General features: G+C 71.1%; 20 protein-coding genes. 2 read left to right on the forward strand and 18 right to left on the reverse strand.

Features of this window, described 5'->3' with window-relative positions:
- Nucleotides 1-2 precede the first annotated feature (2 nt).
- From ACQEU8_RS07750 to ACQEU8_RS07760, 3 genes are all read right to left on the reverse strand, one after another.
- Nucleotides 3-911, reverse strand: coding sequence for a glutamate ABC transporter substrate-binding protein (locus ACQEU8_RS07750; RefSeq protein WP_433102217.1), 909 nt, complete (start codon nt 909-911; stop codon nt 3-5).
- 74 nt (nt 912-985) lie between these two features.
- The gene (locus ACQEU8_RS07755) at nt 986-1,729 is read right to left on the reverse strand and encodes an amino acid ABC transporter ATP-binding protein (RefSeq protein WP_433102219.1); all 744 of its coding nucleotides are present in this window, start codon (nt 1,727-1,729) and stop codon (nt 986-988) included.
- A 120-nt stretch (nt 1,730-1,849) separates the two neighbouring features.
- Nucleotides 1,850-2,296 (reverse strand): DUF6278 family protein, encoded by a 447-nt coding sequence (locus ACQEU8_RS07760; protein WP_433098213.1) that lies wholly within the window; start codon nt 2,294-2,296, stop codon nt 1,850-1,852.
- 176 nt (nt 2,297-2,472) lie between these two features.
- Here ACQEU8_RS07760 and ACQEU8_RS07765 point away from each other — a divergent pair, with 176 nt between their 5' ends.
- The gene (locus ACQEU8_RS07765; protein ID WP_433098215.1) at nt 2,473-4,314 is read left to right on the forward strand and encodes a GDSL-type esterase/lipase family protein; all 1,842 of its coding nucleotides are present in this window, start codon (nt 2,473-2,475) and stop codon (nt 4,312-4,314) included.
- Nucleotides 4,315-4,368: 54 nt separating this feature from the next.
- Here ACQEU8_RS07765 and ACQEU8_RS07770 read toward each other — a convergent pair whose 3' ends face one another.
- The 9 genes from ACQEU8_RS07770 to ACQEU8_RS07810 all read right to left on the reverse strand — a co-directional run bounded on the left by ACQEU8_RS07770 (nt 4,369) and on the right by ACQEU8_RS07810 (nt 13,216).
- On the reverse strand, nt 4,369-5,148 hold the full coding sequence (locus tag ACQEU8_RS07770) for an exodeoxyribonuclease III (protein ID WP_433098217.1): 780 nt from the start codon (nt 5,146-5,148) through the stop codon (nt 4,369-4,371).
- A 48-nt stretch (nt 5,149-5,196) separates the two neighbouring features.
- The gene (locus ACQEU8_RS07775; protein WP_433098219.1) at nt 5,197-5,874 is read right to left on the reverse strand and encodes an MBL fold metallo-hydrolase; all 678 of its coding nucleotides are present in this window, start codon (nt 5,872-5,874) and stop codon (nt 5,197-5,199) included.
- The gene (gene pcaC / locus ACQEU8_RS07780) at nt 5,864-7,162 is read right to left on the reverse strand and encodes a 4-carboxymuconolactone decarboxylase (RefSeq protein ID WP_433098221.1); all 1,299 of its coding nucleotides are present in this window, start codon (nt 7,160-7,162) and stop codon (nt 5,864-5,866) included. Before pcaC ends, ACQEU8_RS07775 begins: the two co-directional genes overlap by 11 nt.
- 163 nt (nt 7,163-7,325) lie before the next feature.
- Nucleotides 7,326-7,931, reverse strand: coding sequence for a hypothetical protein (locus tag ACQEU8_RS07785; RefSeq protein ID WP_433098223.1), 606 nt, complete (start codon nt 7,929-7,931; stop codon nt 7,326-7,328).
- A gap of 60 nt (nt 7,932-7,991) precedes the next feature.
- A complete protein-coding gene (locus tag ACQEU8_RS07790) occupies nt 7,992-9,083 on the reverse strand; it encodes an ROK family glucokinase (RefSeq protein ID WP_433102221.1) in 1,092 nt (363 codons plus the stop codon).
- 218 nt (nt 9,084-9,301) lie between these two features.
- Nucleotides 9,302-10,132, reverse strand: coding sequence for an ATP-binding cassette domain-containing protein (locus ACQEU8_RS07795; protein WP_433098225.1), 831 nt, complete (start codon nt 10,130-10,132; stop codon nt 9,302-9,304).
- The gene (locus tag ACQEU8_RS07800) at nt 10,129-11,247 is read right to left on the reverse strand and encodes an ABC transporter permease (protein ID WP_433098227.1); all 1,119 of its coding nucleotides are present in this window, start codon (nt 11,245-11,247) and stop codon (nt 10,129-10,131) included. The genes ACQEU8_RS07795 and ACQEU8_RS07800 overlap by 4 nt, the downstream gene beginning before the upstream one ends.
- Entirely contained in the window at nt 11,244-12,281 is a 1,038-nt protein-coding gene (locus ACQEU8_RS07805; protein ID WP_433098229.1) for a sugar ABC transporter substrate-binding protein, read from the reverse strand. Before ACQEU8_RS07805 ends, ACQEU8_RS07800 begins: the two co-directional genes overlap by 4 nt.
- Before the next feature lie 215 nt (nt 12,282-12,496).
- Nucleotides 12,497-13,216 carry a GntR family transcriptional regulator gene (locus ACQEU8_RS07810; protein ID WP_433102223.1) on the reverse strand — a complete coding sequence of 240 codons (720 nt, stop codon included), beginning with the start codon at nt 13,214-13,216 and terminating at the stop codon, nt 12,497-12,499.
- Between the two features lie 144 nt (nt 13,217-13,360).
- On the opposite strand from ACQEU8_RS07810, the gene ACQEU8_RS07815 reads away from it, so the two are divergent.
- A complete protein-coding gene (locus tag ACQEU8_RS07815; protein ID WP_433098231.1) occupies nt 13,361-14,374 on the forward strand; it encodes a Gfo/Idh/MocA family protein in 1,014 nt (337 codons plus the stop codon).
- Nucleotides 14,375-14,523: 149 nt separating this feature from the next.
- On the opposite strand, the gene ACQEU8_RS07820 is transcribed toward ACQEU8_RS07815, so the two are convergent.
- The 6 genes from ACQEU8_RS07820 to ACQEU8_RS07845 all read right to left on the reverse strand — a co-directional run bounded on the left by ACQEU8_RS07820 (nt 14,524) and on the right by ACQEU8_RS07845 (nt 20,669).
- Nucleotides 14,524-15,018: a GNAT family N-acetyltransferase gene (locus tag ACQEU8_RS07820; RefSeq protein WP_433098233.1), complete on the reverse strand. Its 495-nt coding sequence runs from the start codon at nt 15,016-15,018 to the stop codon at nt 14,524-14,526.
- A 180-nt stretch (nt 15,019-15,198) separates the two neighbouring features.
- Complete coding sequence (locus tag ACQEU8_RS07825; protein ID WP_433098235.1) at nt 15,199-16,428, reverse strand: cytochrome P450 family protein; 1,230 nt, start codon at nt 16,426-16,428, stop codon at nt 15,199-15,201.
- 164 nt (nt 16,429-16,592) lie between these two features.
- Nucleotides 16,593-17,246 carry a bifunctional 4-hydroxy-2-oxoglutarate aldolase/2-dehydro-3-deoxy-phosphogluconate aldolase gene (locus tag ACQEU8_RS07830; protein WP_433098237.1) on the reverse strand — a complete coding sequence of 218 codons (654 nt, stop codon included), beginning with the start codon at nt 17,244-17,246 and terminating at the stop codon, nt 16,593-16,595.
- Between the two features lie 75 nt (nt 17,247-17,321).
- Entirely contained in the window at nt 17,322-18,251 is a 930-nt protein-coding gene (locus ACQEU8_RS07835) for a sugar kinase (RefSeq protein WP_433102225.1), read from the reverse strand.
- A 209-nt stretch (nt 18,252-18,460) separates the two neighbouring features.
- Entirely contained in the window at nt 18,461-19,765 is a 1,305-nt protein-coding gene (locus ACQEU8_RS07840; RefSeq protein ID WP_433098239.1) for a cytochrome P450, read from the reverse strand.
- A gap of 346 nt (nt 19,766-20,111) precedes the next feature.
- The gene (locus ACQEU8_RS07845; protein WP_433098241.1) at nt 20,112-20,669 is read right to left on the reverse strand and encodes a GNAT family N-acetyltransferase; all 558 of its coding nucleotides are present in this window, start codon (nt 20,667-20,669) and stop codon (nt 20,112-20,114) included.
- Between the last annotated feature and the right edge of the window lie 152 nt (nt 20,670-20,821).

Below are 20,821 nucleotides of genomic sequence, written 5' to 3' on the forward strand. Positions count from 1 at the left end.
GTTCAGCGCGTCAGCGCCGGGTCGACGCGGGGCGGCTTCGGGGCCGGGCGGCCGGAGAGGCCGAGGGTGGCGTCGTAGGCCCGCTTCCAGTCGCCGTTCTTCTCGCGTGCGGTGAGCGCGTCGTCCAGCGCCTCGGCCAGGGCGCGGTCCGCGCGGGGCACGCCGATGCCGTACGGCTCCTCGGAGAACGCCTTGCCGACGACCTTCAGCTGTCCGGGGTCCTTGGCCGCGTAGCCCAGCAGGATGGTGTCGTCCGTGGTGACCGCGTCGACCTGGCGGTTGAGGAGGTTGTCGACGCAGATGGCGTAGCTGTCGTAGGCGACCGCCTCGGCGCGCGGGTAGTCCGCCTGGATGCGCTGGAGCGGGGTCGATCCGACGGCCGAGCAGATCTTTCTGCCCGCCATGTCCTGCGGCCCCCTCAGCCGCTTCTCGTCCTTGCGCACCAGCAGCCGCTGTCCGGCGATGTAGTAGGGCCCGGCGAAGCCGACCAGCTTCTTGCGGCCAGGGTTGATGGTGTAGGTGCCGACGTAGTAGTCGATCTGGCCGTTCTGCAGGGAGGTTTCCCGGTTGGCGGAGGCGATGGCCTTGTACACGATCTGCTTGTCCGGGTCGAAGCCGAGCGAGGCGGCCATCATCTTGGCGATCTCCACGTCGAACCCGGTGTACTCGCCGGTGGCCGGGTTCTTCTCGCCCATGCCCGGCTGGTCCTCCTTGACGCCGACGGTCAGCTTTCCGCGCCGGTGGGCGCTCTGCCAGGTGGGCGAGGAGGGGAGGGAGAAGCCCTTGTCGACCGCGTAGTGCGGCAGCTTCCCCGGCTGCGGGCCGCGCGCGGGCGGGCTGCCGGAAGCCCCGCACGCGGTGCCGGCCAGCAGGAGCGCGGCGACCAGGCCACGGCCCAGCAGGGCCCTGATGCCCGAAGGGACGGTGCCGTTCGATGAGGTGGGACGGCTCGACGGAGCAGGCGTACGCACGACCGGGCCCCCTCTCAGTGCTTGAGGATCTTGGAGAGGAAGTCCTTGGCGCGCTCGCTGCGGGGCGCGGTGAAGAACTCCTCGGGGGTGCGGTCCTCGACGACCCGGCCGTCGGCCATGAACACCACACGGTTGGCCGCCGAGCGGGCGAAGCCCATCTCGTGGGTGACGACGACCATCGTCATGCCCTCCCGGGCGAGCTGCTGCATGACCTCCAGCACCTCGCTGATCATCTCCGGGTCCAGCGCGGAGGTCGGCTCGTCGAAGAGCAGCGCCTGCGGGTCCATGGCCAGGGCACGCGCGATGGCCACCCGCTGCTGCTGGCCGCCGGAGAGCTGCGCCGGGTACTTCTGCGCGTGCTCGACGAGACCGACCCTGCGCAGCAGCTCCTGGGCCCGCGCGTGGGCCTCCTCCTTCTTCTTGCCGCGCACCTTGATGGGCGCGAGCGCCACATTGGCCAGCACGGTCTTGTGCGCGAAGAGGTTGAAGGACTGGAAGACCATGCCGACTTCGCTGCGCAGCCTGGCCAGCTCCCGGCCCTCCGCCGGGAGGGGCTGCCCTGCCAGGGTGATGGTGCCGGACCCGATCGTCTCCAGCCGGTTGATGGTGCGGCACAGCGTCGACTTGCCGGAGCCCGAGGGGCCGATGACGACGACGACCTCACCGCGGCCCACGGTGAGGTCGATGTCCCTGAGGACGTGCAGCGTGCCGTAGTGCTTGTTGACTCCGCGCAGCTCGATCAGCGGTTCCGTAGGCAGCGATTCCACAGACGGCGATTCCATAGGATGTGGAAACTATCGGGCCGAATGGGTCACTACCGGGATGACACGCAGCAACGGATGGCACGCGGCAAGGTGAGCACGGGCGGCGTCTTCCCGTCAGTCCTCGCTGACCTCCGCGTACGCCTGGGACAGTTCAGGCGAGCCCGTCTCGGCCCAGGCACTGCCCTCCTCCAGCACATCCACCTCCCGCCCGGACGGCAGCTGGACCACCGGCTGTCTGTCCGGCCACAGCACCCACCGGGCCCCGGGTACGGCCCGCACCATCACGGTTCCCAGATACAGCCCTGCGTCGGTACCGAGCCATGGAGTGACCTCGGGGTCCTCGCGCCAGTGCGGCAGCAGTTGGTCCAGCGCGGCCAAGGACTCCACGGAGTCGTCGAGTTCGACACCGGCGGCCCGCGCGTGCTCGCGCAGCAGCTCGCATTCGGAGAGGAGCTGCGTCGCGCTCCCCGGATCGTCCGACAGCTGATCGGTCGATGCGGCCGCCGCCCCTTCGGCATCCGGGTGGGGCTTGCGCCAGTTGTCCAGAAAGGGGAAGTCCATGTCATCAGCGTGGCATTCCCACGCCCCTGGGCACCATAGGCGCGCTGTGCGAGGAGCCCGCCCGGTTTGAGCTGCCGGACACCTTGACGACGCGTCAGGGCCTCCCTAACTTCACCCCGCCTCGGTGGAATCCGGGGTGCACACAACGCTGTAGGAGTCCATCGAGAGGGCATCACGTGCGCAGACGTACCTGGATCAGATCCCTCACCATCCTGGTGGCCGCCGTATCCGTCGCACCGACACTGTCGGCGACCGCCACCGCGCAGGACCGTACGCAGCAGACAGCACAGTCGGTCGCCCCCGCCGAGCGGGCGCTCCCCCTGGAACGGCTCTACGACAACCGCGCCGTCAGCGACGACGCCAGGCCCGACGCCGCCGACTTCGACGGCGCGGGCCGCTCCCTCTCCGCACAGGACCTCAAGGCCGCGGGCTGGGACCCCGGAACCCGGCTCGACCTGGACGCGGCACCATTGCGCCGGCCCGACCGGGCGCCGGGCCGGCCGGACAACGTGGTCGCCGACGGACAGCATGTGCAGGTCGGCGGGCGCGGCAACGCCCTCTCCTTCCTGGTCGCCGCCACCTCACCGCACGGCCCCGGCGACGCCGCCGGCGGCACGGGCACCGTGCGCTACCGGGACGGCTCCCACAGCACCTACACCCTCACCGCGGGCGACTGGCGCGGTGGCCCGCTCGCCACCAAGGCCGTCGCCCTCCCTCACCTCAACACCCGGCAGGGCGACCAGTTGGCCGAGAAGGCGCGGCTGTACGCGGTCACCGTGCCGCTCGAACGCGGCCGCGACGTCAGCTCCGTCACGCTGCCGCGGGACCCCGGCGCCGACGCCGACCTGCACGTCTTCGATATCGCCGTACGTCCCGAGACCACCGGCTGGACCGGCAGCTGGTCCGCCAGCACCGGCGGCTACACCGGGACCGGACAGTGGCGGGATCAGACGCTGCGGCTCGTCGTGCACACCTCCGCCGGGGGTCCGCGGGCCCGGATCCGGCTGGAGAACACCTTCGCCGGCACTCCGGTGCGGATCGGCCACGCCTCCATCGCCGTGCAGAAGGACGGCGCAGCGGCGCACCGGCGCCCGACGCCGCTGACCTTCGACGGGGGGCAGGCCGGAACCCGCATCCCCGCGGGGGCCCGGGCCGTCAGCGACCCGGTCGGCTTCGATGTGCCCTCCGACACCAATTTGCTGGTCAGCATCCATCTGCCGGACCCGGTCCCGGCCGCGCCCGTGCACAGCAAGTCGCAGCAGCGCTCGTATCTGAGCGAGGGCGGCAGTGGTGACCGCACGGGTGAGGCGGACGGTGCCGCCTTCACCCGCTCCCTGACGACGTGGCCGTTCCTGACCGGCGTCGACGTCAAGGGCGGCCCCGGCTCCGTCGTCGCACTCGGTGACTCCATCACGGACGGCGACCACTCCACCCCGGACGCCAACCGGCGCTGGCCCAACGTGCTGGCCGGCCGGCTGCTGGCGCAGAGCGACGTACCGCGGTTCGGAGTCCTCAACCACGGCATCTCCGCCAACCGCATCGTCACCGACCGCTACCCCGGCGACGGCGTCAGCACCGATACGGCGGGCGTCAGCGCCCAGCACCGTCTCGAACGGGACGTCCTCGCCCAGACCAACGCCCGGACGGTGGTGCTCTTCGAGGGCATCAACGATGTGCGGTGGGGCGCCTCGGCCGAGGCGGTCATCGCCGGGATGAAGGCCATCTCCGCACGGGCCGAGGAGCGCGGGATGCGGGTCCTCGCGGCGACGATCACACCGTGCGAGGGCTACCACGACTGCACGGCCGAGGTCGATGCGAAGCGTACGAAGATCAACGCCTTCGTACGGGAGAACGGCGGACACTTCGACGCCGTGCTGGACTTCGACAAGGTCGTGCGGGATCCGGCGCACCCCGCGCGGATGCTGCCGAAGTACGACTCAGGGGACCATCTGCACCCCGGTGACGCGGGATTGCGGGCCCTGGGCGAGTCGATCGAGCTGCGGCAGCTCGCGGGCTGAGCCGCTCCCGCCCACCTGCCCCTGGGGAAGGGACAGGTGGGCGGGAGGGCTTCCTCAGAGCTCCAGGTCCACGACCACCGGGGCGTGGTCGGAGGCGCCCTTGCCCTTGCGGGCCTCGCGGTCGACGTAGGCGTCCGACACCGCGGTGGTGAACGCCTCGTTTCCGTAGACGAGATCGATCCGCATGCCCCGGTTCTTGGGGAAGCACAGCTGCCGGTAGTCCCAGTAGGTGAACGGCACGTCGTACTTCAGCGGGCGGGGGTAGACGTCCGACACCCCGGCGGCCTCCAGCGCGGCCAGCGCCTCCCGTTCGCGGGAGGTCACATGGGTGGAGCCCGCGAACTCCGCGATGTCGTGGACGTCACGGTCGGTCGGCGCGATGTTGAAGTCGCCGAGCGCGGCGAACGGCATCGCCGCGGTGGAGAACTTCTCCGCGGCGTCCCGCAGCGCCGCCAGCCACTCCAGCTTGTACTCGTAGTGCGGGTGGCCCACCTCACGCCCGTTGGGCACATACAGCGACCACACCCGGACCCCGCCGCAGGTGGCGGCCGCCGCGCGGGCCTCGATGACGCCCTCCCAGGCGGGCGCGCCCGGCAGGCTGAGGGCAGGGTCCTCGATGCCCACGCGGGAGAGGACGGCGACACCGTTCCAGCGGCCCTGCGCGCTGACGACCGACTCGTACCCGAGCGCACGCAGCTCCTGCTGCGGGAAGGCGTCGTCGGACACCTTCAGCTCCTGCAAGCAGAGCACGTCGGGCTGGGCGGATTCCAGCCACTGTGTCAGGCGGGGCAGCCGGGCTGTTATCGAGTTGACGTTCCAGGTGGCAATACGCATGCAGACTCCGTCGGGGGTCACGGGGGTCGTCCCCCGGGAGCATGCAGGCTACCGCGCCAGTCCGACACGCTCCCCCGGCTGGAGGTGGTTGTGCGCCGCGCCACCCGTTCCGGGACCGGCCTGGCCCAGCATCCGGTTCAGCACGGCGAGGCCGTTGTCGTTGAGGAGCCCGTCGTGGATGTCGTAGACCTGCGCCGGGCTGACGGCGCGCACATAGTCGAGGACCTCGGAGAACTTGTTCCACGGGGCGTGCATCGGCAGCAGCAGCGTCTTGACCGGGCGCTCGGGGATGGTGAGGGCGTCGCCCGGGTGGAAGACCAGTCCGTCGACGACGAAGCCGATGTTGGTGATGCGCGGGATGTCGGGGTGGATGACCGCGTGCAGCTCGCCGTGCACCTCGATCTCGAAGCCCGCCGCCTCGAAGGTGTCACCGTGCCCGACGGTGTGGACGCGGCCGGGGAAGGCCCCGGAGATCTGTTCGGCGACGCTGCGCAGCGTCCAGATCCGGGCCTCGGGGTTGGCCTCCATGGCGGCGCGCAGCCGCAGCTCGTCGAAGTGGTCGGGGTGCTCGTGGGTGACCAGCAGCACGTCCGCGCCCAGCGCGGCCTCCGGCTCGCTGAAGCCGCCGGGGTCGATGACGAGGGTGCGGCCGCCCTTCTCCAGGCGGACGCAGGAGTGCCCCTTCTTGGTGAGCTTCAGCGGGGTGTCGTTCGCGTCAGTTCCCATGAGGCTCATTCTCCTCTTCGGCCTGCTTGCGGTCCTCCGGAGTGGTCTCTTCCCGGATCACGCGCTGGGCGACGGCGAAGGCCGCGTTGGCCGCGGGCACCCCGCAGTAGACAGCGGTCTGGAGCAGCACTTCCTTGATCTCGTCCGGGGTCAGCCCGTTGCGCAGCGCGGCCCGGACATGGAACGTCAGCTCGTCGTAGTGGCCGCCGGCCACCAGCGCGGTCAGCGTGATCACCGAGCGGGTGCGCCGGTCGATGCCGGTGCGGGTCCACATCTCGCCCCAGGCGTACCGGGTGATGAAGTTCTGGAAGTCCTCGGTGAAGTCGTCGGTCTCCTCCAGGGAGCGGTCGACGTGCGCGTCGCCGAGCACTTCGCGGCGCACCTTCATGCCCGCTTCGTAGGCGTCGGTGCGCAGCGCGGCCCCCTCGCCGGACTCCAGTTCGGCGACGGCGGAGGCCTGCTGCGGGACGGGGCTGATCACGGGGGCCGGGGCCGGGGGGCCGGCGGCCGACTCCTGCCAGGTGGTGGTGAAGTGCCGGATGAGCAGATCGGTGACGGCGCCGGGCTGCTCGACGGGCGTCAGATGCGAGGCGCCGGGCACGATGGCCAGCCGCGCGTCCGGGATGCCGGCGACCAGTGCGCGGGCCTCGGCGGGCGGGGTGACCTCGTCCTCGGCGCCGGCGACGACCAGGGTGCCCACCCCTATCCGGCCCAGCGACTCCCGTACGTCGAAGGAGGCCAGCGCCTCGCAGGCGGCGATGTAGCAGCCGGGGTCGGTGGTGCGGACCATCTGCACCGCCCATTCGACGATGGCGGGCTGCGCGGCGGCGAAGCCGGGCGTGAACCAGCGTTCGGGGGTGGTGCGGGCGATCGGGTCGAGCCCGTTGGTACGGATGACGACCCCGCGCTGCCGCCAGCTGTCGGGGGTGGCGAACCGCGGCGAGGAGGAGATCAGCGCGAGCGAGGTGACGCGCTGCGGAGCACGCAGGGCCAGCTGGATGCCGATGGCGCCGCCGAGGGAGCAGCCCACGTAGCCGAACCGTTCGACGCCCAGCCGGTCGAGGGTGGCCAGCAGCCGCTCGGCGAAGGCGTCAGCGGAGTCGGCGGAGTAGGCCGGTGAGCCGCCGTGTCCCGGCAGGTCGAACCGGAGGACCCGCCAGTTGCGGGTCAGCTCGGGGATCTGCCGGTCCCACATGTGCCAGGTGGTACCGAGGGCGGGGCCGAGCACGAGTACGGGCGCGTTGTCGGGTCCGTCGGTCCGGTGCTGGAGCGTCTGGGCGGGGGTCACCGTGCTTCACCTCGGGCAGGCGTTCGGGACAGGGAGGGGGTGGGGCGGCCGTTACTCACGCGTTCACGCTATCGAGCGGTGTGCGGGCCGTACCGCGCGGGGGCGCCCGCGCGGTGCAGGCTTTGTGCAGTCGTGCGGACGGTGTGGAGAAACCGTGTGGGACTCAGAACTCGGTGGTGGAGACGACGTAGACGCGGGGCCTGCTCTTGTACGTCGTGTCCACGGTGACCCACAGGTCGGGCTTGCTCTTGGGCTGCTCGATCCGGGTGCTCCGGTAGTGGCTCCTGGGCTCGTCGAAGCGCCAGCCGACCTCGCGGGCCTGTTTGCCGCTGATGGCGACCTCGCCCTTCTCCAGCTCGGAGGTACGGGTGCCGATGTCGCCGAGGAATTCCTTGAGCCGCTCGGGGCTGGTGCGGAACTGCACCCACATCGTGCTCTTCTGCCACGCGTTCGCCTCGTAGAAGGCCACCCGGGTCGCGGAGACCGGCACCGGCACGTTGTAGATCCGCTGGCTGGCCTTGGGGGGCCGGGCGTAGGTGAGGCTCGTGGCTGCGGCGGCGCGCTCCTTGTCCTTGCCGCTGGCACGGCTCTGGAACGCGGACTGCACCAGATAGCCGCTCGGCAGCGCGATGAGCAGCACCACGATCGCCAGTACGGCGAGGCGGTGGCGCGGCCGGTGCGGGGGGCGCTCTCCCTGGGCTTTCGGCCGGGAGGGGCCACCGGGCCCGGCGGGTTCGTGGGGGCGGGGGCTGTCTTCCGTGTGCGGCATGGCGCTGGGCATCTCAGAGGGTGTGTGTGGATGTCGTCACGGCGGCCGTCGCGGCCCTGGTCACTGGCCGACGGCCCGGCGCAGATTGTCCGCCGCCCGCTCGTAGCGCTCGTAGCGCTCCAGCCGGCGGCGGTTGGCCCGCCGGAAGCGGCGGGCGACCAGCCGGGCGAGGTCCGCGGCACCGACCATACCGGCCTCGGGGCCCAGCTGTGCCTTCACGATACGGGCCTCGGGGCGGTAGCCGCGCCCCGTCAGCTGGCGCCGGAACGCCTCTCTGGCGGGGTCGATCAGCAGCTCGTCGGCCGCGCTGACCCCACCGCCGATCACGAAGCAGGACGGGTCGAGGGCCGCGGCGAGGTTGGCCAGGCCGACCCCCAGCCAGGAGCCGACCTCGTGGAACAGCTCCGTGCACATGGCGTCGCCGGAGCGGGCGAGCTCCGTGATGAGCGGGCCCGTGATGTCGCCGACCTGGCCGCCGACGCGGTCGATGATGCCGTAGGCGACGGGTGACTCGGCGGCGGCCAGCTCGCGGGCCTCCCGCACCAGCGCGTTCCCCGAGCTGTACTGCTCCCAGCACCCTCTGTTGCCGCAGGGGCACCGGTGACCGCCGGGCACCACCTGCATATGGCCGAACTCGCCCGCCACCCCGTACTTGCCGCGCTTGACCCGGCCGTCCTCCAGGATGGCCCCGCCGATTCCGGTGCCCAGCGTGATCATCACCAGGTGGTCCTCGCCGCGCCCCGCACCGAACCGCCACTCGCCCCAGGCCGCGGTGTTCGCGTCGTTGTCGACCATCACCGGGACGGCCAGCCGGGCGGTGAGCGCGTCCTTGAGGGGTTCGTCACGCCAGGCGAGGTGCGGCGCGAACAGCACCCGGGAGCGGTCCGCGTCGATCCAGCCGGCCGCGCCGATGCCGACGGCGTGCACGTCGTGCCGGTCCGACAGGTCGAGGACCAGCTCGGCGATGGTGTCCTCGACCACCTTCGGGCTCTTGGACTTCTCCGGCGTCTCGGCGCGGACCTTCTCCAGAATCGTTCCGTCGGCATCGACGACACCCGCCATGACCTTGGTGCCGCCGATGTCGATGCCCACCGTGGGAACGCGGGGAGCCGACAGATGCGAGCGCCGCTCGCGGGTGCTGACGGCCCTCAGGACGCTGGGGCTGGGGCCCGTCCGCCGTCGGTGGACCCGGTCTGCTCGCTGAAAGCTGTCCGCGTTCAAGAGTGGTCGTCTCTCTGGGAGGGGTCCTACGGGCGCGCCCGATTCTGCCAGGGATCAACCGTACGTCGTCCGGCGCACAGGCGCTGGGGGTCGGCCCTCATTGCCCGCTCATCCCTCAGCCGCCTCTGCGCCCTCCGCCGACCCGCCCCTCAGCCCCGCTCCAGCTCGTGGCTGAGCTCGTCCAGCTCCGAGCCGCCTGCCATCTGCCGCACCAGCTCTTCCAGCTCCAGCTCGGACTTCTCGTAGGCCCCGGCCATCGCGCCCCGCTTGAGCAGCACGAACCGGTCCCCGACCAGATAGGCGTGGTGCGGGTTGTGGGTGATCAGTACGACACCCAGCCCGGCGTCCCGCGCGGCCGCGACGTACTTGAGCACGACGCCGCTCTGCTTGACGCCGAGCGCGGCCGTCGGCTCGTCCAGCACCAGCACCTTCGCCCCGAAGTGCACGGCGCGCGCGATGGCGACGGACTGCCGCTCACCGCCCGAGAGCGTGCCGATCGGCTGGTCGACGTCGCGCAGGTCGATCCCCATCCGCAGCAGCTCGCTGTGCGTGGTGCGCCGCATCTGCTGTACGTCGAGACGGCGCAGCGGCCCGCGGCCCACGGTCGGCTCGGAGCCGAGGAAGAAGTTCCGCCACACGGGCATCAGCGGCACGACGGCGAGGTCCTGGTAGACGGTGGCGATACCGCGGTCCAGCGCCTCGCGTGGGGAGGCGAGGCGGGTCTCCTCGCCCTGGATGCGGAAGGTGCCGCCGTCGTGCTGGTGCAGCCCCGAGATGATCTTGATGAGGGTGGACTTGCCCGCACCGTTGTCACCGAGCACGCAAGTGATCTCGCCGGGGCGCACCTGGAGGGAGATGCCCTCCAGAGCGCGGATGTTGCCGTAGAACTTGCTGACGTCGCTCAGCTCGACGAGGGCCCCGGCGTCCGCCGGCTGCTCGGTGCTCGTCCCGGCGCTCGTCCCCGTATTCGTCCCGCTCATCGGGTCGCCTCCGCCCGCTTCCGTATCCATGCGTTCAGCAGCGTCGCGAGCAGCAGCATCGCGCCGAGGAAGAACTTGAACCAGTCCGGGTCCCACTGCGCGTAGATGATGCCCTTGTTGGCCATGCCGAAGATGAGGGCGCCCACGGCCGCGCCGACGGCGGAGCCGTAGCCGCCGGTCAGCAGACAGCCGCCGATGACGGCCGCGGCGATGTAGATCAGTTCGTTGCCGACGCCCTCGCCGGACTGGACGGTGTCGTAGTTGAACAGCAGGTGCTGGCCGGAGATCCAGGCGGCGAACGCGACGCCCAGATACAGCCCGATCTTCGTACGGGCGACCGGGACACCGACCGCGCGGGCCGCGTCCACCCCGCCGCCGACCGCGAAGATCCAGTTGCCGATATTGGTGCGCAGCAGGATCCAGGTCGCCACGGCCACCAGCGCCAGCCACCACACGATGGTGATCTGGAGGTCGACGCTCCCGACGGTGAGCGTGGAGGCGAAGACGGCCTTGGCCGAGTCGAAGCCCTCCATGTCACTGATGCTCTTGGTGGTGACGGTGCCGCTGATCAGCTTGGTGAGGCCGAGGTTGAGGCCCGTCAGCATCAGGAAGGTGCCCAGCGTGATGATGAAGCTGGGCAGTTTCGTACGGGTGAGCATGAAGCCGTTGAAGAAGCCGATCGCCAGCGTCACCAGCAGCGACACCCCGACGCCGACCCAGGTGTTGGCCGTCATCTGGTAGCTGAACATCGAGGAGGCCAGCGCCGAGGACGTCACCATGACACCGGTCGACAGGTCGAACTCCCCACCGATCATCAGCAGCGCCACCGGCACCGCCATGATCCCCAGGGTGGAGGAGAAGTACAGGACCGTGGAGAGGCTGGTGGGACGCAGGAAGCTGTCGGCGACCAGCGCGAAGAAGACGAACAGCGCGATGGCGCCCACCACGGCGCCCAGTTCGGGGCGCCGCAGCAGCCGCACCGGGAGCGGCCTGTGCACCAGCCGCTCGTCGACCTTCTCCGGCTGTGGGACGGAGTCCTGCGGCTCCGCGGACCGGTCCTCGCCGCCCCGGCCCGGCTGGTTGTCCTGGTTGCCCGGCTGAGTCGTGACGGTCATCGGGTCCCCCGCTTCGTCAGCTCCTCCAGTTTGCCGGCGTCCTTCTTGGTGAGGATCTGCGGGCCGGTGAGCACCGGCTTGCCGCCGCCGAGCATGTCGGCGTTGTAGCGGTAGAGCCAGAGCAGGTCGACGGCCTCATAGCCCTGCATATACGGCTGCTGGTCGACGGAGAAGCCGATCGTGCCGTCCTTGAGCCCGGCCGCGACCTTGTCGTTGAGGTCGAAGGTGTCGATCTCAGCCTTGCTGCCGGCGTTCTTCTTGGCCTGCGCGGCGGTGGCCGCGAACGGCGCGCCCAGCGTGACGACGGCGTCGACCTTCTTGTCGGACTGGAGCTTGGCCTCCACCGACGACTGCACGCCGGGCATATTGGTGCCGTCCACGTACAGGTTCTTGACCTTGCCGTCGAAGGTCTTCTCGATGCCGTCGCAGCGCTGCTCGTGGCCGACGTTGCCCTGCTCGTGGACGAGGCAGATGGCCTTCTTCTTGCCCCGCTTGTTCAGCTCGCGGCCGACGGCCTCACCGGCCAGCACCTCGTCCTGGCCGATATGGGTCAGGGCGCCGAAGTCCTGCGAGACCTCCTGGCCGGAGTTGATGGTGATGACCGGAATGCCCGCCTTGACGGCCTTCTTGACGACGCTCTTCATGGCGTCCGGCTTGGCGAGGGTGACGATCAGGCCGTCCACCTTCTTGTCGATCGCCGTCTGGACGAGCTGCGCCTGCTTGCCGGCTTCCTTGTCGTGCGAGTAGAGGAACTCGATGTTGTCCTTGGCGGCGGCCTGCTTGGCGCCGCTCTGCACGATGTCCCAGTAGGTGTCGCCGTCGCCGGAGTGCGTGACCATGGCGATCTTCCAGCGCGGGGTGGTGACGTTGGCCTTGCCGGAGGCCGCGTTCTCGCGCGCCTCCTCGGCCCGCTTGCCGCCGGTGCTGCTGCATCCGGCGAGCGCACCCACCGCGACGATCGCCGCCGCCACCGCGGCCCCGGCCGCGCGTATGGACCTGCGGGACGTACGGGACCTTCGCCGGGACCTGTGCACGCTGGCCACCTGTTCTGCTCGCTCGGTACGGATACGGATACGGTCGCCGTCGGGAATCGCCCTGGACCTTCGCCCAAGTATCCGCCACAGTGGCCGGAAACCGTCCGACGGGTCCGCTCCCGCCCGACCTGCCCCGGATATGTGACGACGCGGTGGGTGACCGTCAACCGGTCTGTCCGCGGGACCGTCGCCAGGCTCTCTCATCAGGACACCTCTCAAGGACGCACCAGAAGCTGGAAGTCGAACGAGTAGCGGGAAGCGCGGTAGAGATGCGAGCCGTACTCGACGGCCCGCCCCGTGTCGTCGTACGTCGTGCGCTGCATGGTGAGCAGCGGCGCGCCCTCGACCTCGCCCAGCAGTTCGGCCTCGGCCGCGTCCGCGACCCGCGCGCCGACGGTCTGCCGGGCGGAGTGCAGCGTCACCCCGGCCCCGCGCATCAGCCGGTAGAGCCCCGTGGTCTCCAGCTCGCGCTGCTTCGGGGCGAGCAGGTCGGCCGGCAGATGGTTGCGCATATGGGCCATCGGCTCGCCGTGGGCCAGCCGCAGCCGCTCAACCAGCAGCACCTCGGTGCCCTCCGGCACCGCCAGCGCCGCGGCGACCTCGGCCGTCGCCTCCTCCACGACCTGCCGCAGCACCCTGGTGGCCGGGCGCTGGCCCGCCGCCTCCAGGTCGTCGTAGAGGCTGCTCAGCTCCATGGGCCGCTTGACCTGGCTGTGTACGACCTGTGTGCCGATACCGCGGCGGCGCACCAACAGCCCCTTGTCGACCAGGGACTGGATGGCCTGCCGGACGGTGGGACGGGACAGCCCGAGGCGGCCCGCCAGTTCGATCTCGTTCCCCAGCAGGCTCCCCGGCGCCAGCTTGCCGCGCTCGATGGCGCTCTCCAGCTGCTGGGCGAGCTGGAAGTAGAGCGGGACGGGGCTGGCACGGTCCACACTGAGCTGGAGGTCCACCGGATCATTCTTGGCCACGGACGGGAGCGTAGTGCTCTTCCGCGCCACCGGGAACCGTACATTCGATTGTCAGGACGAAAAGACAAAACGTTGACAGCGCCGAGTGCGCCGCGCCAGCGTAGGGCCATGCGCATCGGACTCATCGGCACCGGCCGGATCGGAACCCTGCACGCCCGCACGCTCAGCGCACATCCCGAGGTGACCGAGCTGGTGGTCACGGACGCGGACGCGATGCGCGCCGTCGAGGTCGCCGCCGCGCTCGATGCCACCTCGGTGCCGAGCGTCGCCGAGCTGTTCTCGCTGGACATCCACGCCGTGGTCATCGCCTCGGCGACCGCCTCGCACGCCGAGCTGATCCGCACGGCGGCCCGGCGCGGGCTCCCCACCTTCTGCGAGAAGCCCATCGCCCTCGATCTGGCGGGCACCAGGGAGGCGCTGGCGGAAGTGGAGGCGGCGGACACCCTGTTGCAGATCGGCTTCATGCGGCGCTTCGACGCCGGTTACACCGCGGCACGGGAAGCCGTGCGGGCCGGGCGGCTGGGACGGCTGCACACCGTACGGGCCCTCACCTCGGACCCGGCGCCGCCGCCCGCCGAGTATCTGCCGTACTCGGGAGGGCTCTACCGGGACTGCCTCGTACACGACTTCGACGCGGTGCGGTGGGTGACCGGGCGCGAGATCGTCTCCGTCTACGCGGCCGGCTCCGCCGCGGGACCCGCCATGTTCGCGGAGGCGGGCGACGTGGACACCGCGGCCGCGCTGCTCACCCTGGACGACGGCACCCTGTGCACCGCCACGGCTACGCGGGTGAACGGGGCCGGGTACGACGTGCGGATGGAACTCGCGGGTGAGCTGGACCAGTTGGCGGTCGGGCTGGACGCGCGTACGCCCCTCACCTCACTGGAGCCGACCGCTCCCGCGGCCCCGGACAAGCCCTGGCCCGGTTTCCTCGACCGCTTCGGCCCCGCCTACGAGGCCGAACTCGCCGCCTTCGTCCGCGCCCTCCGCGGAGAGATCCCCAACCCCTGCGACGGCCGGGAAGCCCTCGCGGCCCTCCTGGTCGCGGAAGCCTGCGAACTGTCCCGCGCAACGGGCACCCCGGTGGACCCCGCCACCTTGGAGACGACCCCGACCAGTTGATCCCTCGGGTTGGGGCGGGGAGACGCGCCCCGCAAGGGGCGCGGGGAACTGCGCGACCAGCCACGACGTAGCCGCAGTCCGCGGACGACGGGCAGGGGCACCCCCTCACCGGAACAACGGTGAGCCGGACAAGATCCGCCGGACACGCCCTAAAGCGGCTTCACCATGAACACACACGCGTCGGCCACCCGATGCGCCACCCCCGCCCCGTCCTCATAACTCCAGCAGTCCAGATACGGCACGGAGGCGTGATACCCGAGCCGGGTGTACAGCGCGCTGGCGCGCGGATTGTTCTTCTCGACGCCGAGCCCGATGACCCCGCATCCCCGCCCCGCGGCAAGCCGCTCCGCCTCCTGGATGAGGGCGGTGCCGATGCCCTGGGAGCGCAGCGTCTCGGGCCAGATCCCGAGCCCGTTCACCTCGGGGCAGCCAGGGTGGGCGGCCCGCACTTCCGGCGCCGCGCATCCCTCCCAGCGAACTTCACAGCTTCCGACCGGGCGCCGGTCCCGCCAGGCGACGAGCAAGGTGGCGCGGCCCTCCCGCTGCCGGGTGTAGCGGGCCACATGGTGCGAGGTCGCCCCGCGGGAAGGCATGTGCTGGTCGAGCAGCTGTAGATCTTCTTCCCGGCACTGACTGATCCGCATGCCGGTACCCTACGAGCCCGGTCCAGACCACCGCGCCGAGCTTCACAACACGTTTCCCGTCCGACACCTCACCCTGCACCTGGTCTGCTACCGACCGCTGCACCCGGTCCGCCGACGGCCCCGGCACCCGGCCGACCACCGGCTACGGCAGCCACTACCGCCCCCGCATCACCAGCGGGCTCACCCGAACCGCACCGGCAGGCTCTTCACTCCACGCAGCACCGTTCCCTCCCGCCACTCCAGCGTCGCGGGGTGGGCGTCGAGCTCCAGCGAGGCAGTACGTTCCAGCAGCATCTCGAAGGCGACCCGGACCTCCAGGCGGGCCAGTGGGGCACCCAGACAGAAGTGGATACCGTGACCGAACGCGAGGTGGCCGCGTGCCTCGCGGCGGATGTCGAAGCGGTCGCCGTCGGGGAACCGCGCCGGATCGCGGTCGGCGTCCCCCAGCACCGGCAGCACGAGCTGCCCGTCCCCGGGTATCAGCGTGCCGCCGATCTCGACGGGCTCCAGCGTGAAGCGGAAGGTGGACACCTCGACCGGACCGTCGTAGCGCAGCATCTCCTCGACGGCTCCCGGCAACAGTGCCGGGTCGGCGCGCAGCGCGGCGAGCTGGTCGGGGTGGCGCAGCAGCGCGAGGGTGCCGTTGGCGATGAGCCCCACCGTCGTCTCGTACCCGGCGATCAGCAACAGCCAGGCCATGCCGAGGAGTTCATTGGTGGACAGCCGGTCACCGTCCTCGTCGCTGGTCCGGATCAGGGTGCTCAGCAGGTCGTCCCCCGGCTGGGCGCGCTGCCGCTCCAGCAGCTGGGTCAGATAGTTGGCCAGCGCCTGGACGGAGCCTTGTTTCTCCTCCGGCGGCGCGGCGCTCAGTACGTGGTCGGACCAGGCGCCGAAGCGGTCCCGCTCCAGGTCGGGTACGCCCAGCAGTTCGCAGATCACCGCGATCGGGAGCGGGAAGGCCAGCGACGCCACCAGGTCGGCCCGCCCGTCGGGGCTCGCCAGCATGGCGTCCAGCAGCCCGGCGGTCAGCTCCCGGATCCGCGGTTCCAGCGCGGCGATACGGCGCTGAGTGAACTCCTTGGCGACCAGCTTGCGCAGCCGGGTGTGGTCCGGCGGGTCGCTGATCAGCATGTGGGTGCCGGGGGCGATCACCAGGCCGCCGGCATCCGGCGAGGCGTTCTGCCATCTCTTGGAGAGGCGTTCGTCGGTGAGAGCAGCGCGCGCCGCCTCGTGGCCGACCACCAGCCAGGCGAGCGCCCCTTCCGGAGTACGGACATGGTGTACGGGGCCGCGCTCCCGGAGCGCGGCGTATACGGGGTAGGGGTCGCGGACGAACTCCTCGCCCAGCGCGGCGAGATCGACGATTCCGTCGGTGCCCGGGCTCACGTCCAGCACGCTCTGGTCAGCCATACGGCGAGCGTAGGAGCCGGTGTTCGGAACATCACCGGTGCCTTTTCGGCCAGTAGCCGGGAGTCGGGGCCGGCCGGCAGCCGGGAGTCGGGGCCGGCCGGCAGCCGGGAGTCGGGGCCGGCCAGCACCCGGGAGTCAGGGGCCTGCCGGACGCCCCCTCTCGGTCAGCCCCGGCTGCCCCTGCTCTTGGCCGGTACGGCGTCCTCGATGCGCTGGAGAAGGTCGGTGACCCGCTTAGCGACCGTCTCCCGGTCGTCGCCCTCGGTCAGCGCGGAGCCCATACCGCAGGCGACGGCGCCCGCCGCGATCCACTCGGGCGCCGACTCGACGGTGACGCCGCCGGTGGGCAGCACGGGTGCCTGCGGCAGCGCGGCCCGTACGTTCCGCAGCCAGCCGGGCCCGTACTGCGAGGCGGGGAAGAGCTTGAGCCCGTCGGCGCCCAGCTCAAGTGCCCGGACCATTTCGGTGGGGGTGGCGACGCCCGGGAAGACGGGCACGCCGTAGCGGTGTCCGGTGCGTATGACTTCCTCGTCGAGGTTGGGTGAGACGAGGAAGCGGGCGCCCGCGTCGACGGCGAGCCGCGCCGAGGCACTGTCGAGCACGGTGCCCGCGCCGATCACCGAGTCGTCGCCGGTCTCGCGGCGCAGCGTGCTGATCGCGTCCAGCGCGTACGGGGTGGTCAGCGAGATCTCCAGGCTGGTGAGCCCCGCGGCGAGCAGGATGTCGGCCGTCGCGGTGGCCTTCTCGTAGCTGTCCGCGCGGACAATGGCGAAGACGCGCTGTTCCAGCGCGGCCCTGGTGATCTCCCAGCGATACACGGCAGTTCGCCGCCTCTCTTGATCTGTCGGAATGTCGGCTAGGCCCTCGCCGTACCGGGCCGTACCGGGTTGCGGTCAGCGGTGCACCGGGTCGATGCCGCGGGTGAACGCCTCGAGGGCGCGGTCGCGCGCCGCGGCCGTGGGCAGCCCGTCGATGTCGCCGGGGGCCTGGATGACGAGTGCCGCCACGCAGGCGGCCTCGGCGAGCGCCCGCTGGTGGTCGAGTCCGCGCAGTCGCGCCGAGAGCCAGCCCGCCGCGAACGCGTCGCCGGCGCCCACCGGGTCGACGACGGGTACGTCGAAGGGCTGCTGCCGCCACTGGCCTTCGGCGGTGTGGGCGACGGCGCTGTGGTCGCGGTGCTTGATGACGACCGTGCTGGCGCGGCCGAGGGTCAGCAGTGCCTTGGCGCCTTCGTCGGGGCCCGCGCCCAGCAGCAATTCGATCTCGTCCTCCCCCGCGAGCACGAGGTCGGCCTCGCGCAGCAGCGGGCCGACGCGCCGGATCCACTCGTGGTCGGTGCCCAGTTTGCGGCGGACGTTGGGGTCGAAGGAGACGGTGGCGCCTGTCTGCCGGGCGCCTTCGATCAGGGCGCGGGTGGCCTGCTCGGCGTCGTCGGAGAGCATCGGGGTGATGCCGGTGACGTGCACGAGCCGTACTCCGGCGAGAGCTTCGGGGGTGATCTGCGCGGGGCTGAGCAGGGAGGCGGCCGAACCGGTGCGGTAATACTGCACATCGATGGCGCGGTGCGGATGGCTGTCGCGGAGCAGAAGGCCGGTCGGCGATTCGGGGTCCATCTCGGCGCAGGAGACGTCGACACCGTCGGCGCGGAGCTCCCGCAGCACGGCCTCCCCCGCCGGGTCGTCCCCGACGCGGCCGATCCAGCGCGCCCAGTGACCCAACCTGGCAAGCCCCGCCGCGACGTTGGACTCGGCACCTGCCACGGAACGCCGGAAGTTCGCCGCGCGTTCCAGTGGGAGACCGGGCTCGGCGAGCATCAGCAGCATGGCCTCACCGCAGGTAACCGCCTCTGGGCCGTTTCTCACCGGTAACTCCCCATATCTACCGCCCACGCATCACTCTCTGTGGGGAACGTTACCCGTTTACGCCGGGTAAGCCACCCCCCGGGTGGCGGGACACCTGGGGTAAGGGCTGAACGTTACCCGCAAAGCGGCGGCCGTCGTCCCATTACGGGACAACGGCCACCTGCCCGTTTTCAGCTCCGCGGGGTCGCGCGCAGCCGCAGACCGACGGGGGTGAGGGCACCGAAAGTGGCGATCCGGTGGCTGGGCACTGGCCCGGGCGGCTCGCTCAGGTGGTAGCGGCGGGCGGTCTCGGCGGTGATGAGCGTCAGCTCGGCCAGCGCCATGGAGGTGCCCTCGCAGGCGCGCGGCCCGGTGCTGAACGGCAGGAAGACGCCGGGGGTGCCGAGGGAGCCGGCCGCGTCCAGCCAGCGGTCGGGGCGCAGTCGGCCCGGGTCCGGGTGCTGGACCGGGTCGCGGTGGGCGGTGTACGGACAGACCAGCACCATGGTGCCGGGCTCGACGGGGTAGCCGCCCAGCTCGGTCGGGCGCGTGGCCCTGCGGGCCAGCAGCCAGTTGGGCGGATACAGCCGCAGCACCTCGCGGACGAGTGCCTGGGTGTAGCGCAGTTGGTCAAGGTGGGCGCCGGTCACCGTGTGCGGGTCGGCGGGCAGGGCGTGGGCCTCGGCGGCGACGCGGCCGGCCACCTCGGGGTGGCGGGCCAGGGTGAGCAGGATCCAGCCGACGGCACGGGTAGGCGTCTCCGCGGTGGCGACGATCAGCCCGGTGAGGCTGTCGATGATCGCGGCGTCCGGCAGCAGCCCGTACTGCGAGGACGGGCGGAGCATCTGCCCCAGCAGATCCTCCCCGAGCCGTCCCGTGCTCCGGCGCCGGTCGATCACGCCCTGCAACGCCTCGGCGAAGACGGCCTGTTGCCGGGCCAGGAAGCGGCGCGTGGGCGTGGGCACCCAGGGCGGCAGCGGCCAGGAGTGGATGATCCCCTCGCGGGCCTCGGCGAGCCGGGCTCCGGCGGCCTGAAGGGTCTCGGCGTCGGTGGAGAACAGATAGCGGCAGCCGATGTCGGCCAGCGCCGACTGGGCCCGGGGCAGTACGTCGACGTCCCGGCCCACCGGCCAGTCGGCGGCGAAGCGCGCGGCGTCCGGGGCGATGTCGCCGATCCGGGCGGCCACCGCCTTCGGGCGCAGCGCGCGCATCCGCGCGGCGTGGCCGTGTGCCCGCTCGGTGGGGCCCGGCACGGACCCGTCAGGGCGCTTCGTGGGGAGGAAGGTCCCCGGAGTGGTCTCGTACTCGTACGTCGTCCGCTGGAGCACCGTCTCGCACGGCCCGGCCGTGGCGGCCACGTACACCCGGGGTGCCAGCTGCCATACGTCCCCGCATTCCTGGGCGGCCCGCGCCGCCACGCCCAGCCGGTCCCGCCGCCACGCTCTGGGACCGGCCTCGCTCCTGGATAGTTGCGGGGGTTGCCGCTTCGAGGTCATGTACGGCCCTCTCCGCTCCGGCGTCGGAGGCCCACGCCGCCGGCCCGGGATGGTACGGAGCCGGCGGCGTGGGCCGGTGGGGCTCAGCGCCAGTACAAACGGTATGCGCCGTACTGGCGGGAGACGTACAGCTTGCTCATCAGCTTCTTGATCATGGTGGTGCTCCAGTTTTTCTGCCGTTTCCGGCTCCTTTTTCGTCGCCTCGAACCGAGACGTCACTAGATCTCCTCCCCAAGTACCCACACGGAGACGCGGATTCAGGGCGGCGCTCAGGAGCATCGCGGCGGCGACGGAGATCAGGAGAAGAGCGGAATACGGGCCACGTACGCCGCCCGGGTGGGTGACGTCACCGCCGCTGTTCCGTCCCCGGACCGGCAGTCGGCGACGACCAGCGGTAGTAGCGCATGAGCTTGCCGCTGTAGGGGAACGGGGCTTCCTTCTCGAAGACGAACCCATGCGCGTACATGACCGTCCTCTCCACGTATTCGAGAGCGGGATGGTCGGCTTCCACGTGCCCGGTGAGGGTCACAGGGCCGGGGCTCGCCTGCGCCCGGGTCAGCACGGCCGCGGCCGCCTCGCGGCAGTAGCCCTGGCCCCAGTGGCGGCGGATGAGCACACCGGAGATCTCGGGAAGGTCGTCCTCGTCGGGGCACAGCCCGCACAGACCGAGGACCGTGCCGTCGCTGCGTCGCACCACTGTGTACATGGCGTAGCCCCGCTGTTCGTACTCAGCAGACGACTCCCGGAGCATGCGGAGAGTCTGTTCGCGGCTCCAGTGGGCCTCGGTTCCGATGTTCTTCAACGCGAGGGGGTCGCCGTACAGAGCGGCGAGGGGGTCGAGATCGGAGTCTTCGGGGAGCCGGAGAAGCAGTCGCTCGGTGGTCATTCGCCGGGGCGTCAGCACGAGGTGCTCCTTCAAGTGGCCGGTGCACGGCGCACGTTGAATCTCCGCGGCCGGGGCACAAGAACCTCTCCTCGCGCGGAAACCGCACGAAGGAAGTAACTTCCGGCGTGCGGGCGTGGCAGACACGAGTGTGCTCCGCGGCGGAGCCGCGG

It is taken from the genome of Streptomyces sp. CA-250714 (genome assembly GCF_050936705.1).
Taxonomy (GTDB): domain Bacteria; phylum Actinomycetota; class Actinomycetes; order Streptomycetales; family Streptomycetaceae; genus Streptomyces.